At 71.3% G+C, this 14,308-nt stretch carries 14 protein-coding genes; 6 read left to right on the forward strand and 8 right to left on the reverse strand.

Features of this window, described 5'->3' with window-relative positions; genetic code table 11:
* The first annotated feature begins 47 nt into the window (after window positions 1-47).
* Both recO and OG448_RS20870 read left to right on the forward strand, forming a co-directional pair.
* Entirely contained in the window at window positions 48-794 is a 747-nt protein-coding gene (gene recO / locus OG448_RS20865; RefSeq protein WP_030814776.1) for a DNA repair protein RecO, read from the forward strand.
* Between the two features lie 42 nt (window positions 795-836).
* Window positions 837-1,688 (forward strand): isoprenyl transferase, encoded by an 852-nt coding sequence (locus OG448_RS20870; protein WP_164189279.1) that lies wholly within the window; start codon window positions 837-839, stop codon window positions 1,686-1,688.
* Between the two features lie 82 nt (window positions 1,689-1,770).
* Here the strand turns inward: OG448_RS20870 and OG448_RS20875 are convergent, their stop codons facing one another.
* The 4 genes from OG448_RS20875 to OG448_RS20890 all read right to left on the reverse strand — a co-directional run bounded on the left by OG448_RS20875 (window position 1,771) and on the right by OG448_RS20890 (window position 5,245).
* Complete coding sequence (locus OG448_RS20875; protein ID WP_405555905.1) at window positions 1,771-2,187, reverse strand: Fur family transcriptional regulator; 417 nt, start codon at window positions 2,185-2,187, stop codon at window positions 1,771-1,773.
* 405 nt (window positions 2,188-2,592) lie between these two features.
* Window positions 2,593-3,486, reverse strand: a complete 894-nt coding sequence (locus tag OG448_RS20880) for a metal ABC transporter permease (RefSeq protein WP_405555907.1) — start codon at window positions 3,484-3,486, stop codon at window positions 2,593-2,595.
* A complete protein-coding gene (locus tag OG448_RS20885) occupies window positions 3,486-4,265 on the reverse strand; it encodes a metal ABC transporter ATP-binding protein (protein ID WP_405555909.1) in 780 nt (259 codons plus the stop codon). The genes OG448_RS20880 and OG448_RS20885 overlap by 1 nt, the downstream gene beginning before the upstream one ends.
* An 8-nt stretch (window positions 4,266-4,273) precedes the next feature.
* Window positions 4,274-5,245 carry a metal ABC transporter substrate-binding protein gene (locus OG448_RS20890; RefSeq protein ID WP_405555911.1) on the reverse strand — a complete coding sequence of 324 codons (972 nt, stop codon included), beginning with the start codon at window positions 5,243-5,245 and terminating at the stop codon, window positions 4,274-4,276.
* A 229-nt stretch (window positions 5,246-5,474) separates the two neighbouring features.
* Between OG448_RS20890 and OG448_RS20895 the strand changes: the two genes are divergently transcribed.
* The 3 genes from OG448_RS20895 (at window position 5,475) to OG448_RS20905 (ending at window position 8,651) form a co-directional block, all read left to right on the forward strand.
* The gene (locus OG448_RS20895) at window positions 5,475-6,857 is read left to right on the forward strand and encodes a glycine--tRNA ligase (protein WP_018545240.1); all 1,383 of its coding nucleotides are present in this window, start codon (window positions 5,475-5,477) and stop codon (window positions 6,855-6,857) included.
* A gap of 147 nt (window positions 6,858-7,004) precedes the next feature.
* The gene (locus OG448_RS20900; protein ID WP_405555913.1) at window positions 7,005-8,015 is read left to right on the forward strand and encodes an aldo/keto reductase; all 1,011 of its coding nucleotides are present in this window, start codon (window positions 7,005-7,007) and stop codon (window positions 8,013-8,015) included.
* 39 nt (window positions 8,016-8,054) lie between these two features.
* Window positions 8,055-8,651 carry a TetR/AcrR family transcriptional regulator gene (locus OG448_RS20905; protein WP_405555914.1) on the forward strand — a complete coding sequence of 199 codons (597 nt, stop codon included), beginning with the start codon at window positions 8,055-8,057 and terminating at the stop codon, window positions 8,649-8,651.
* A gap of 6 nt (window positions 8,652-8,657) precedes the next feature.
* Here OG448_RS20905 and OG448_RS20910 read toward each other — a convergent pair whose 3' ends face one another.
* From OG448_RS20910 to OG448_RS20920, 3 genes are all read right to left on the reverse strand, one after another.
* Window positions 8,658-9,809, reverse strand: coding sequence for a serine hydrolase domain-containing protein (locus OG448_RS20910; protein ID WP_405558877.1), 1,152 nt, complete (start codon window positions 9,807-9,809; stop codon window positions 8,658-8,660).
* A gap of 216 nt (window positions 9,810-10,025) precedes the next feature.
* Window positions 10,026-10,250, reverse strand: a complete 225-nt coding sequence (locus tag OG448_RS20915; protein ID WP_086694440.1) for a hypothetical protein — start codon at window positions 10,248-10,250, stop codon at window positions 10,026-10,028.
* A gap of 72 nt (window positions 10,251-10,322) precedes the next feature.
* Window positions 10,323-11,756, reverse strand: coding sequence for an MFS transporter (locus OG448_RS20920; RefSeq protein ID WP_405555916.1), 1,434 nt, complete (start codon window positions 11,754-11,756; stop codon window positions 10,323-10,325).
* Window positions 11,757-11,934: 178 nt separating this feature from the next.
* On the opposite strand from OG448_RS20920, the gene OG448_RS20925 reads away from it, so the two are divergent.
* On the forward strand, window positions 11,935-12,807 hold the full coding sequence (locus OG448_RS20925) for a helix-turn-helix transcriptional regulator (protein ID WP_405555918.1): 873 nt from the start codon (window positions 11,935-11,937) through the stop codon (window positions 12,805-12,807).
* 19 nt (window positions 12,808-12,826) lie between these two features.
* On the opposite strand, the gene OG448_RS20930 is transcribed toward OG448_RS20925, so the two are convergent.
* A complete protein-coding gene (locus tag OG448_RS20930; protein WP_405555919.1) occupies window positions 12,827-14,269 on the reverse strand; it encodes an MFS transporter in 1,443 nt (480 codons plus the stop codon).
* Window positions 14,270-14,308: the final 39 nt, after the last annotated feature.

Genomic DNA, 14,308 nt, shown 5'->3' on the forward strand with positions numbered 1-14,308 from the left:
CCGGAGTGACGCCTTCGCGGGTCCGGGCGTGGGCGAGAATGGACGGCATGAGTCTGTTCCGCGACGACGGCATCGTGCTGCGCACCCAGAAGCTGGGCGAGGCGGACCGGATCATCACCCTGCTCACCCGCGGCCACGGCCGGGTGCGGGCGGTGGCGCGCGGTGTACGGCGCACGAAGTCGAAGTTCGGGGCCCGGCTGGAGCCGTTCTCCCACGTCGACGTGCAGTTCTTCGCGCGGGGCAGCGAGCTGGTCGGGCGGGGGCTGCCGCTGTGCACCCAGAGCGAGACGATCGCGCCGTACGGCGGCGGCATCGTCACCGACTACTCCCGCTACACCGCCGGCACGGCCATGCTGGAGACGGCCGAGCGGTTCACCGACCACGAGGGCGAGCCCGCCGTACAGCAGTACCTGCTCCTGGTCGGCGGCCTGCGCACCCTCGCGCGCGGCGAGCACGCCTCCAACCTCGTCCTCGACGCCTTCCTGCTGCGTTCCCTCGCGGTCAACGGCTACGCGCCGACCTTCGGTGACTGCGCCCGGTGCGGGATGCCGGGGCCGAACCGGTTCTTCTCCGTCGCCTCGGGCGGCTCGGTGTGCGTGGACTGCCGGGTGCCGGGCAGCGTGGTCCCCTCCCCGCAGACCCTGATGCTGCTGGGCGCGCTGCTTACGGGAGACTGGGAGACCGCGGACGCGGCCGAGGCGCGGCACGTCCGCGAGGGGAGCGGCCTGGTGTCCGCCTACCTGCACTGGCATCTGGAGCGGGGTCTGCGCTCCCTGCGATACGTAGAGAAGTAAGCAGAGAAGTAAGCAGCAAGCACGGCTGAGGAGACGAGAAGCATGGTCGTACGCGGATTTCTGGGGGGCCGGCGCCGGGAGTACCAGGCGCCGGAACCGCACCCGTCCGGCGCCCGCGCGCCGAAGCTTCCCGGTGAGCTGGTCCCCGAGCACGTGGCGATCGTCATGGACGGCAACGGGCGCTGGGCCAAGGAGCGGGGGCTGCCGCGTACCGAAGGGCACAAGGTGGGCGCCGAGCAGGTGCTCGACGTGCTCCAGGGGGCGATCGAGGCGGGCGTCCGCAACATCTCGCTCTACGCCTTCTCCACCGAGAACTGGAAGCGCTCGCCGGACGAGGTCCGCTTCCTGATGAACTTCAACCGCGACTTCATCCGCAAGTCCCGCGACCAGCTCGACGCGCTGGGCATCCGGGTGCGGTGGGTGGGCCGGATGCCCAAGCTGTGGAAGTCGGTCGCCAAGGAACTCCAGGTCGCCCAGGAACAGACCAAGGACAACGACCTCCTCACCCTGTACTTCTGCATGAACTACGGCGGCCGCGCCGAGATCGCCGACGCCGCGCAGGCCATCGCCGAGGACGTGAAGGCGGGACGCCTGGACCCGGCCAAGGTCACCGAGAAGACCATCCAGAAGTACCTGTACTACCCCGACATGCCCGACGTCGACCTCTTCCTGCGCCCCAGCGGCGAACAGCGCACCTCCAACTACCTGCTCTGGCAGAGCGCCTACGCGGAGATGGTCTTCCAGGACGTCCTCTGGCCCGACTTCGACCGCCGCGACCTGTGGCGAGCGTGCGTCGAATTCGCCTCCCGCGACCGGCGGTTCGGGGGCGCGGTCCCGAACGAGGAACTGCTGGCGATGGAGGCGGCGATGAAGGGCGACGACTCGGCGTCTTAGCCGTCCCCTGCGCGTGAGTTGATGCCAGAACGCCCCCTGCCGGTCCGGCAGGGGGCGTTCTTGGCGTGCGGGGTCGGCCGGCTCAGCCGGTGGCTTCCGCGCAGTCCGCGCAGGTGCCGAAGATCTCCACCGTGTGGGCGACGTTCACGTAACCGTGCTCGGAGGCGATGGCCTCGGCCCACTTCTCCACCGCGGGGCCCTCCACCTCGACCGCCTTGCCGCACGTGCGGCAGACCAGGTGGTGGTGGTGCTCGCCCGTCGAGCAGCGCCGGTAGACCGACTCGCCCTCCGAGGTGCGCAGCACGTCGACCTCACCGGCGTCGGCGAGGGACTGGAGGGTGCGGTAGACGGTGGTGAGCCCGACCGAGTCGCCCTTGTGCTTGAGCATGTCGTGGAGATCCTGCGCGCTGCGGAACTCGTCGACCTCGTCGAGGGCCGCCGCCACCGCCGCGCGCTGCTTCGTCGCACGGCCCTTCACGGGCGGTCCAGCGGTCGTCACCGGGTGCCTCCTCATGTCTGCGCCTCTGACCGGCCCATTGTGCCAGCCCGGACCGCCGGCGGTCAGGCGCGGAAGCCGGGAGCATGCGCTGGGCCGGAGCTGAGGGGGGACCGGCGTGTCCCCTGGGGGCCTTTCGCAGGGGGTCGGCTCTCTGGCCCCCTTGCGGCCTGACCGCCGCCCTCGTCACCGGCCGGTCGCGTGGTGGGGAGTGGCGCTCGGGCGGGCTGTGGTGAGTCGGGGGCGTCCGGTGCGGTCATCGGTCATGGTTTCCCGCGAGCGCCGAGGTGCGGGCTTCCGTCAGGGCGGGTCGCGGCCGGTCTGGGCCCCGGGCTCCGCGAGGTCCGGGGTCCGGGAGGTCAGGCGCTGCCCCCCGGTCCCCAGCCGACCGGGTGAGGGGACCCGAAGTCAGACGCCGACCTCGTCCCCCGCCGTCCGCGTCGCCGGGATCGCGCACTCGACCGGGTCCCCGGCCGGGCGGGCCGCTCGGGCGCGACGGCGGGCCAGGGGGGTGGCCAGGGCGGTCATGAGGGCGAAGGCGGCGATGGTGAGGAGGACGATCGTGGCGCCCGGGGGGACGTCCTCGTAGAACGAGGTGATCGTGCCGCCGATGGACACCGTCACGCCCAAGGCGACCGCTATCGCGAAGGTGGCCGCGAAGCTGCGGGTCAGTTGCTGGGCGGCGGCTACGGGCACGACCATGAGGGCCGACACCAGGATCAGGCCGACGACGCGCATCGCCACGGTGACGGTGACCGCCGCGGTGACCGCGACGAGCAGGTTCAGGGCCCGCACCGGCAGCCCGGTGACCCGCGCGAACTCCTCGTCCTGGCTGACGGCGAACAACTGCCGCCGCAGCCCCAGCGTCACGGCGACCACGGCCGCGCCGAGCACGATGATCGCGGTCACGTCGGCCGGCGCCACGGTGGACAGCGAGCCGAAGAGGTAGGACGTGAGGTTGGCGTTGGACCCGCCGGGCGCGAGGTTGACGAAGAGCACACCGCCCGCCATACCGCCGTAGAAGAGCATGGCGAGGGCTATGTCGCCCCGCGTCCTGCCGTACCAGCGGATCAGCTCCATCAGCACCGACCCCGCCACGGAGACGAGGGTCGCCATCCAGACCGGCGACGAGTTCAGCAGGAAGCCGAGGCCGACGCCGGTCATCGCCACGTGCCCGATGCCGTCGCCCATCAGCGGCTGGCGGCGCTGGACGAGGTAGATACCGATCGCCGGGGCGATGACGCCGACCAGGACGGCCGCGAGCAGTGCCCGCTGCATGAAGGCGTAGTTCAGGAAGTCCATCAGCTCAGCAGTCCCGTACGGATCGGTTCGGCGCCCTCGTGCGGATGCACGTGGTCGTGGCCGGGCAGGGCGTGCTGGCCGACGGCCTTCGGCGGCGGCCCGTCGTGCAGCACACAGCCGTCCCGCAGCACCACCGCGCGGTCGATCAGCGGCTCCAGCGGGCCCAGTTCGTGCAGCACCAGCAGAACGGTCGCCCCGGCGGCGACCTGCTCGCGCAGGGTCGCGGCCAGTACCTCCTGGCTGGCGAGGTCGACGCCCGCCATCGGTTCGTCCATGATCAACAGCTCCGGCTCGGACACCAGCGCACGGGCGATCAGCACCCGTTGATGCTGGCCCCCGGAGAGCGCCGTCACCGAGTCCTTGGCCCGGTCCGCCATGCCGACCAGCTCCAGCGCCCGCTCCACCGCCTCCCGGTCCGCCTTGCGGAAGAACCCGAAGCGGGTCCGGGCCAGCCGTCCCGAGGACACGATCTCGGACACCGTGGCCGGTACGCCCCCGGCGGCTGAGGTGCGCTGGGGGACATAGCCGACGCGGGCCCACTCACGGAAGGACCGCAGCGGCGTCCCGAACAGCTCGACGGCACCGGAGGTGGCCGGCACCTGCCCGATCGCGGTCCGCACGGCCGTGGACTTGCCCGAACCGTTGGCCCCGAGCAGCGCGACGACCTCACCGGGCCGCACGCTCAGGTCGATGCCCCGCAGCACCGGCCGCCCGCCCAGCTCGGCCCGCACGTCCCGCAGGGTCAGCACGGACGCCGACTCTCGCTCGGCAGCGGTCACTTGGCCCGTCACTTGGACCCCAGGGCGCTCTGGAGGGCCTTGAGGTTGGCCCGCTGGACGGCGAGGTAGTCCTGGCCGCGCGACTTCTTCGTGATGCCCTCGATCGGGTCGAGCACATCGGTCGTCAGGCCCGCGTCCCCGGCGACGGTCTTCGCGGTCTTGTCGCTGACCAGCGTCTCGTAGAACACGGTGGACACCCCGTCCGCCTCGGCCAGCTTCTGGAGGTCCCGCACCCGGGCCCCGCTCGGCTCGGACTCGGGGTCGAGCCCGCTGATCGCCTCCTCGGTGAGGCCGTAGCGCTCGGCGAGGTAACCGAAGGCCGCGTGGGTCGTGATGAAGACCTTGGACCGGGTGTGCGCCAGACCCTCCCTGAAGTCGGTGTTCAGCTTGTCCAACTGCTTCACCAGGGCCGCGGTGTTCTTCTTGTAGTCCGCCGCGTGGTCCGGGTCCGCCTTCTCGAAGGCCCGGCCGACACCCTGGGCCACCTCGGCGTACCGCACCGGGTCGAGCCAGATGTGCGGGTCCTCGCCGTTCTCCCCCTCGTGGTCGTGGTCCGCGTGCTCGTCCTCGTGCCCGGCGGCATGACCCCCGACCTCGGTGCCGTGCTCCTCCAGCGTGGTCAGGGTGGCCGCGTCGATCTTCGTCTTCACCGGCGACTGGTCCACCGCCTTGTCCACCGACGGCTGGAGCCCCTTCAGATAGAGGACGGCGTCGGCACGCTCCAGGCCGCCTATCTGCCGCGGGCTGATCTCCAGGTCGTGCGGCTCCTGGCCCGGCGAGGTCAGGGTGGTCACGTGCGCGTGGTCCCCGCCGATCCGCTCCGCGAGGTAGGCCATCGGATAGAACGAGGCGACGACGTCGAACTTCCCCGTGTCCCCCGAGGCGGCGCTGCTGTCCGAGCAGGCGGACAGTGTCCCCAGGCCCAGCGCGGTGACGGCCGCTATCGCGGACCCGGATATGAGGCGTCGTCGTACGTTCATGACAGTCATTTTCAACAAAGTTGGAAACGATTGTCAACAAGCTGACCGTCCGGAGCCCGCGACGCGGATTCTCCGGGTCGGCTTGGTAAGGGTTCGGGCGGGCTTCGACGGCTTCGGGAGGGGGGCCGGCGGGGGCCGATTTGGCCGTGGGGGAGCATGCGCCGGTAACCTGAATCATTCGCTGGAAGCATCTCGCTTCAACGCCCGTCGTCGTAATGAAGAGAGCACCGTGGCCGCCGACAAGATCGACACCATCGTCAGCCTGAGCAAGCGCCGTGGCTTCGTTTTCCCCTGCAGTGAGATCTACGGCGGACAGCGTGCCGCCTGGGACTACGGACCGCTGGGTGTCGAGCTCAAGGAGAACATCAAGCGTCAGTGGTGGCGCTACATGGTGACGTCGCGCGAGGACGTGGTCGGTATCGACTCGTCCGTCATCCTGGCCCCCGAGGTCTGGGTCGCCTCCGGTCACGTCGCCACCTTCACGGACCCGCTGACCGAGTGCACCTCGTGTCACAAGCGGTTCCGCGCGGACCACCTGGAAGAGGCGTACGAGGAGAAGAAGGGCCACGCCCCGGCGAACGGCCTGGCCGACCTCAACTGCCCGAACTGCGGCAACAAGGGCACCTTCACCGAGCCCAAGCAGTTCTCCGGCCTGCTCTCCACCCACCTCGGCCCGACCCAGGACTCCGGCTCCGTCGCCTACCTGCGTCCCGAGACCGCCCAGGGCATCTTCACCAACTTCGCCCAGGTGCAGACCACTTCGCGCCGCAAGCCGCCCTTCGGCATCGCCCAGATGGGCAAGTCCTTCCGCAACGAGATCACGCCCGGCAACTTCATCTTCCGGACCCGCGAGTTCGAGCAGATGGAGATGGAGTTCTTCGTCAAGCCGGGCGAGGACGAGGAGTGGCAGGAGTACTGGATGCAGCAGCGCTGGAACTGGTACACGGGTCTCGGTCTGCGCGAGGAGAACATGCGCTGGTTCGAGCACCCGAAGGAGAAGCTCTCCCACTACTCCAAGCGCACCGCCGACATCGAGTACCGCTTCTCGTTCGGCGGCTCGGAGTGGGGCGAGCTGGAGGGTGTCGCCAACCGCACGGACTACGACCTCGGCGCTCACGCCAAGGCGTCCGGCCAGGACCTCTCCTACTTCGACCAGGAGGCCGGCGAGCGCTGGACCCCCTACGTCATCGAGCCCGCCGCCGGTGTCGGCCGCACCATGCTGGCCTTCCTCCTCGACGCCTACACCGAGGACGAGGCGCCCAACGCCAAGGGCAAGATGGAGAAGCGCGTCGTGCTGCGCCTCGACCACCGCCTCGCGCCGGTCAAGGTCGCGGTGCTCCCGCTCTCCCGCAACCCCGAGCTGTCTCCGAAGGCCAAGGGTCTCGCCCAGGCGCTGCGCCAGAACTGGAACATCGACTTCGACGACGCCGGCGCCATCGGCCGCCGCTACCGCCGTCAGGACGAGATCGGTACCCCCTTCTGCGTGACCGTCGACTTCGACACGCTCGAGGACAACGCGGTGACCGTGCGCGAGCGCGACACCATGAAGCAGGAGCGGGTCTCCCTCGACCAGATCGAGGGCTACCTCGCCGCGCGTCTGATCGGCGCCTGACCTTCGCATTTCCGCCCACCCTCCCGCCCGGTCCTCCGGGTCGGAGGGTGGGCTTTTTCGTGTCTGTACGGGGTCTGCCCGGAATCCGCTGACAACTAACAACTGACAGATATTGAATTCTGTCAGTCCACGTGCCAAGCTGGACGCATGACGATCTCCACGCGAAATCTCGGAACCACCGGCCCCCAGGTCTCCGCCCTCGGCCTGGGCTGCATGGGCATGTCGGGCATGTACGGAGAAGCGGACCGCCCGGAAGCCGTCCGCACGGTGCACGCCGCTCTGGAAGCAGGCGTCACCCTCCTCGACACCGGCGACTTCTACGCCATGGGTCACAACGAAATGCTGGTCGGCGAAGCCCTGCGCACCGCCCCGGCCCACCTCCGTGACGATGCGGTGCTGAGCGTGAAGTTCGGCGCCCTGCGCGACCCGGACGGCGCCTGGCTGGGCTTCGACGGCCGGCCCGCAGCGGTGAAGACCTTCGCCGCCTACTCCCTCCAGCGCCTCGGCGTGGACCACATCGACATCTACCGCCCCTCCCGCCTCGACCCGGACGTCCCGATCGAGGAGACGGTCGGCGCCGTCGCGGAACTGGTGGAGAAGGGGTGGGTGAAGCACATCGGCCTCAGCGAGGTCGGCCCAGACACCATCCGCCGTGCCGCCGCCACGGCCCCGATCTCCGACCTCCAGATCGAGTACGCGCTGATCTCGCGCGGCATCGAGCGGGAGATCCTCCCCACCCTGCGCGAGCTGGGCATCGGCGTCACCGCGTACGGCGTGCTCTCCCGCGGCCTGCTCTCCAACCACATCTCGGCCGACCGCGACTTCGCCGCCGATGACTTCCGCGCCTTCTCGCCCCGCTTCCAGGGCGACAACTTCCGGCACAACCTCAGCCTGGTCGACTCCCTCCGCAAGATCGCGGAAGAGAAGGGGGCCACGGTCGCCCAGATCGCCATCGCCTGGGTCCTCGCCCAGGGCTCCGACATCGTGCCGGTGATCGGCTCCCGCACCCGCGAGCGGCTGTCCGAGGCGCTGGGCGCCCTGGACATCACCCTGGACGCGGCCGACCTCGCCGCCATCGAGGAGGCCGTCCCGGCCGACGCGGCGGCCGGCGAGCGGTACGCGCCCGCGCAGATGGCCATGCTGGACAGCGAGCGATGAGCAGGAACCGGTGACCGGCGCGCCGGGTACGGTCTAGGCATGGCAGCGACCGAGACCCTGACCGCCGAGCGCATCCTCGAGGCAACCGAGGAGGTGCTGCGCCGCCACGGACCGGCCAAGGCCACCGTGGTCGACGTGGCCCGCGCTCTCGGCGTCAGCCACGGCAGTGTCTACCGCCACTTCCGTACCAAGGCGGCGCTGCGGGAGGCGGTCACCAAGCGCTGGCTGGACCGCAGCTCGGAGCGGCTCGCGGTCATCGCCGGTGAGGAGACCCCCGTCGAGCGGCGGCTGCGGGACTGGCTCGCCGCCCTGTTCGAGGCCAAGCGACGCAAGGCGGGTGACGATCCCGAGCTGTTCGCCACCTACAGCGTGCTGGCCGAGGAGAGCGGCGTGACGGTCGGTGAGCACATCACCGACCTCACCGACCAACTCGCCCGGATCATCGAGGACGGCGCCGAGTCCGGCACCTTCCGGGCCGCGGACCCGGCCGCCGAGGCCCGCGCCGTCTTCCAGGCCACCGCCCGTTTCCACGACCCCTGTTACGCGCGCGAATGGCAGCAGCCCGGTATCGAGGAGGACTTCAAGGTGATCGTGGACCTGCTGATACGGGGGCTGGGCGCCCCTGCCAGGCCGTGAGCCGCGTCAGGCCGTGACTCGCCAGAAGTCCCGCATCACCGCGGGCGGGGTCGGGCCGGTCATGGCGACCTGGGTGAGCAGCACGGTCACCTTGCCGGTGGCAGGGACCAGATGGGCCGCGGTGCCGGTGCCGCCGACCCAGCCGTAGCGGCCGGGCACGTTCCACGGTTCGGTGCGGTCGATGTCGACCGAGCCGCCGTAGCCCCAGCCCTGGCTCTCCAGGAAGAGCGGACTGCTCTTTCGCTGGGCCGGGGTGAGCTGGTCGCTGGTCATCCGAGCGACGGACTCCGGCGAGAGCAGCGTGCGGCCGCCCTTCTCACCGGCCGCTTCGCCGCCGGCCAGCAGCATCCGGGCGAAGGCCAGGTAGTCGTCGGCGGTGGAGACCAGGCCGCCGGCGCCGGAGGGGAAGGCGGGGAGCCGGTCCCAGCCGCCGTCGAAGGCTTCGGCCACCTTGAGGGCGCCATCGGGACCGGGCTGGTAGGCGGTGGGCAGCCGGTGCAGGTCCCGTTCCGGCACGGAGAAGCCCGTGTCCTTCATGCCGAGTGGCTCGAAGATCCGCTCGGCCAGGAAGTCCGGCAGTGTCCGGCCCGTCGCCCGTGCGATCAGGGCGCCCTGAAGATCGGAGGAGGTGTTGTAGAGCCAGGCCTCACCGGGCTGGTGGAGGAGCGGCACCTTGGCGAGGTCGGCCAGCAGCTCGTCCATGGCGGGCACCGCGTGCGGGGCGAACCCGCCGCGCTGCAGCTCGAACAGCGGGGCCACGGCGGGCAGTGAGAAGTCCGGTGGGAACCCCCATCCGCACCGGGAACTGAGCACGTGCTCCACGGTGATGGGCCGCTCGGCCGGCACCAGGTCGTCCACCGGTGACTCGGGCGTGCGCACCACCATCGGCGCGGCCAGCTCGGGCAGCCAGCGCGACACCGGGTCGTCCAGGCCGACCAGCCCCTCGTCGACGAGCATCAGCAGCGCGGCGGCGGTCACGGGCTTGGTGATGGAGGCGAGCCGGAACAGCGAGTCCCGCTCCAGCGGCACGGTCCGGCGGGTGTCCGTGGACCCGACGGCCACCGCCTCCACCTCGTCCCCCACGGCGACGAGGCCGACCGCGCCGGGCAGGCTCCCGTCGTCCACATACCGGCGCAGGGTGTCGTGCAGTGCGGTCATGGGGCTGGCCTTCCGGTCGGCGCGGGTCGTCATGGGGTACGACTCCCACGGCGCCGTGAACTCATCGCCGCTCGGGGTGCGGTGTCGCCCGGTCGGCTTGCGCCGGGTGCCACGAGACCGGCACTCGGGCTCGGCACCTGGGCGGTAGGGCGATGGTGACCATGCCATCCGTCGTGCCCGGAGCCCGTGGTCCGAGGGAGCAGGGCTCCGGCAGGCTCATCGCCGGGCCGGGTCCAGCGTCGCCTGGTGGGCCTCGGCCAGGTGCTCCGTCGCCGGGTGCTCGTCCGTCGGCGTCCAGGGCAGGTGCCGGGTACCCCGGCGCCAGCCGCAGGTGCCGCAGCCGAAGGTCCGCTGGAGTCCGGCCCGTTCCACCCGTACGACGTGTTCCCGGCCGTGCCGGTCCCATCGGCGCACGCTGGTGCCGATTCTGTTGTCGGTCATGCCCGGAGTGTGCGGCACACGGGGCGGAGCGAGGGACGGAACCCCGCGTGGGAACTCTCACACGGGTCCGGCTCAACCCACCTCGCGGGGCAGGCGCAGGCTCAGCAGACCGGTGGTGAGGATCGCCGTGAGCTGGGTGACCAGAGCGATCAGCAGGGCGTCCCGCATGCCGAGGTGCGGGACCAGGGTGAGGAAGAGCGCGCCCAGGGTGGCAACGCCCAGGGCGAACGATGCCTGCTGGGTCGTCGCCAGCACCCCGCTGCTCACCCCGGCACGGGCGGCCGGGACCTCGGAGAGCACGATCCGCAGCAGATTGGGGAGCTGGAGCGCCTGACCCGCCCCGGCGACGGCGGCGCCGGGCAGCAGGCCGGCGAGCCCCAGACCGGGCCAGTCCCGCCACACGGCCAGCACGATCAGCAGCACACCCACGCCCTGGAGCACCGCCCCGGCGCCCACCACCCGCGTGCCGAAGCGGGCGATCAGCCGGGGCCCGGCCAGCGAGACGAGGAGGAAGGAGACCGCCATCGGCGCCAGTGCCAGACCCGCACGTACCGGACCCAGACCCGCGCCCTGTTGGAGGCCCAGCGCGATGACGAACATGAACCCACTGAAGCCCAGGCAGAACGGCACCACGATCAGCAGCCCCCGTCGCAGCGACAGGGTGGCGAACAGGCTCGGAGGCAGCAGCGGGGTGCGGCCCAGCCGGTCCAGGCGCCGTTCCACCGTCCAGAACGCCCACCCCGCCACCGGGAACACGGCGAGCGAGACCCACGTCCACAGCGGCCAGCCCGTCGCGCGGCCCTCGGTCAGCGGGGCGAGCAGCGCCAGCAGGGCCACCGCCAGCAGGACGGTGCCGGGGACGTCGACCGGCTCGGGGTGCCGGGCGCGGGTGTCGGGGACGTGGCGGACGGCGAGGACCAGGCCGAGCACGACCACGGGCACGTTCACCAGGAAGATCGAGCGCCAGCCGGTGCCGGCGATGTCCGCCGCGACCAGGACACCGCCGAGGATCTGGCCCACCACCATGGACAGGCCGGCCGTCGCGCCGTACAGGCTCATCGCGCGGGCGCGGCGGCCACCGGCGGTGGTGGACTGGATGGTGGCGAGCACCTGCGGCAGCATCAGCGCGGCCGACGCGCCCTGCGCGGCCCGCGCCGCGACCAGGGTCCACGCGTCCGGGGCCAGCCCGCACGCCAGCGAGGTCAGCCCGAAGGCGGCCATCCCGCCGATGAACAGCCGACGCCTGCCGAACAGGTCACCGAGGCGCCCGCCGAGCACGAGCAGGACGGCGTACGTGACGCCGTACCCGGCCACGACCAGCTCCAGCAGGGACTCGCTCGCGGAGAGATCGCTGCCGATGGCGGGGAGGGCGACGTTGACGATGAAGAAGTCGACCAGGGGGAGCGAGGCGGCCAGCAGGACGGTCACCAGGCCCGCCCCGCTCAGGGTGGGCGCCGCCGCCGGAGCGCGTACGGCCGGCGCGGTGGAGAGGGTGGTCTCGGTCATGCCCCCGAGCGTGCGCCCACCCTCAGACGGGTACCAGAGTGTGCCGATCCTGGTACCGGAAGTACCCGCCAATGCCCTCGGACGGCCCTTGTCCCGCCCGGAGCCTGGTAGTGGCGGGCGCTCATCCTGGTGGCAGGAGTACCTGGCAACGGGGTCCGGGCGGAGGCACCCTGGAACCATGACGACCATGGCCCAGGAAAGCGCCACCCCCGAGGTGAAGGGTGCGGAGATCCGCCGCCACGAGCTGGCCGCGTTCCTGCGCAGCCGCCGCGAGCGGATCACCCCGGAGCAGGTGGGGCTGCCGCGCGGGGCCCGGCGGCGTACGCCGGGTCTGCGCCGGGAGGAGGTCGCGCAGCTCTCCGCAGTGGGCGTGACCTGGTACACCTGGCTCGAGCAGGCCCGCAACATCCAGGTGTCCGTGCAGGTCCTCGACGCCCTCGCGCGCAGCCTGATGCTGGACCCCAGCGAGCGCGCCCACCTCTTCCAGTTGGCCGGGGCCGCCGACCCGACGCCCGCCGCGATCTGCCCCAGCATCACCCCGGCGCTGCGCGCGACCCTGCGCCAGATGGAGCCGTTCCCGGCGGCGGTGCAGAACAGCCGGTACGACATCCTGGCCTACAACCGCACCTATGCCCGGCTGCTGTGCGACATGGACGCCGTCGCGCCCGAGGACCGCAACTGCATCCTCCTCGCCTACTCCAACCCCGAGTGGCGCTCCTCCATCGTCCACCTCGACGAGGCCCTGCGGCTGATGGCGGCCCGGCTGCGCGCCTCGCTCGCCGGACACCTGGGCGAACCCGCCTGGAAGATGCTCCTCAAGCGCCTCCAGGCATACCCCGAGTTCCGCGAGCACTGGGAGCGCTACGAGGTGGTCGGCAACCGCTCCAAGACCAAGGAGTTCCTCAACCGCCAAGTAGGCCATCTCACCCTGGAACACACCGACCTCTGGCTCTCCCCGGACCCAGGCCCGCGCATAGTGATCTACCCGCCCAAGAACGAGGAGTCCCGAGAGCGCCTGGAGAAGCTGCACGCGATGGCGCTGGAGGGGTGAGGGCGGCAGCCGGCCGAGGTCAGGACACCCCCGCCGGCTGCCGGACCTCCTCCGTCTCCAGCCGCTCAGCCGTCCGCTCCGCTGTCCGGTGGGCCCAGCGGCCGCTCGTCAGGAGGCCGAGGATCAAGACCGCAGCGCCGCACGCGGCGAGAATCCACCAGCCGGTGCGGGCGGCGGAGACGAAGGTGTCGCGGTAGGGGGAGGTGCCGATGCCCGCGGCCAGGACCGCGCCGATCACGGCGACGCCGAGGGTCTGGCCGAGCTGGCGGCTGGTGGAGGCGACCGCGGCCGCGACGCCCGCCTGGGCGCGGGGCATGCCGGAGACGGCGGTGTTGGTGATGGGGGCGTTGACGAAGCCGAAGCCGATGCCGAAGAGGACGTAGCCGAGGAAGAGCGTGACGTCGGAGGTCTCGGCCTCGAAGAGGGCGAAGAGCAGGCCGCTCACCGTCATCGCCGCACCCGCGATCAGCAGGGGCAGCCGCGGCCCCCGGCTGCCGACCAGCCGTCCGGACAGCGGGGCGCACACCAGGGTCGGCACCGCCATGGGCAGCATCCACAGGCCGGCGTGCAGGGCGTCGAGACCGCGTACGTTCTGGAGGTACAGCGTGGACAGGAAGAGGAACCCGCCCAGCGCGGCGAAGGCGCTCACCGCTATCCCGGTCGCCCCGCTGAACGGCGCCGAATGGAAGAAGCGCAGGTCGATGAGGGGTTCGGCGCGCCGGGGCTCGTAGATCAGGAGGGCCAGCAGGGCCGCGACGGCCACGGCGGCGAAGGGGAGCACCTCGGTGAGGCTCGCGTTCGGCGCCTCGATGATCGCGTACGTCAGTGAGCCGAAGAGGGCGATCACCAGCACCTGGCCGACCGGGTCCGGGCGGCGCGGCCGGGGCGCGCGGGACTCGGGGACGAAGCGCAGCGTGAGCAGCAGGGCGGCGAGTCCGACCGGCAGGTTGACCCAGAAGATCGAGCGCCAGCCGACCGACTCCACCAGCAGCCCGCCCGCCAGCGGACCGGCGGCCATGGAGATGCCGACCACCGCGCCCCACGCGCCGATCGCCCGCGCCCGTTCGCGCGGGTCGGTGAAGGTGTTGGTGATGATCGACATGGCGACCGGGTTGAGCATCGAGCCACCGACCGCCTGGACCATGCGGAACACCACGAGGAGTTCCAGGTTCGGCGCGAGCGAGCAGAGCAGGGAACCGGCGGTGAAGATCACCAGCCCCGCCATGAAGACCCGTTTGCGGCCGATCCGGTCCGCCGTGGACCCCGCCAGCATCAGCAGCGATGCCAGCACCAGCGTGTAGGCGTCGATCGTCCACTGGAGGCCGGAGGTGGTGGCGTGCAGTTCGCGCTGCATCGAGGGCAGCGCGACGTTCAGGGCGGTGTTGTCCAGGCTCACGATCAGCAGGCTCATGCAGCAGATCGCGAGCACCAGTATCCGCCGCCGGTGACTCAGCTCGGGCATGCGCCCCATCGTACGCGCTTCGATAGTGCGGCTAACTAA

The sequence above is a fragment of the Streptomyces sp. NBC_01171 genome (genome assembly GCF_045039805.1).
Classification (GTDB): Bacteria; Actinomycetota; Actinomycetes; order Streptomycetales; family Streptomycetaceae; genus Streptomyces.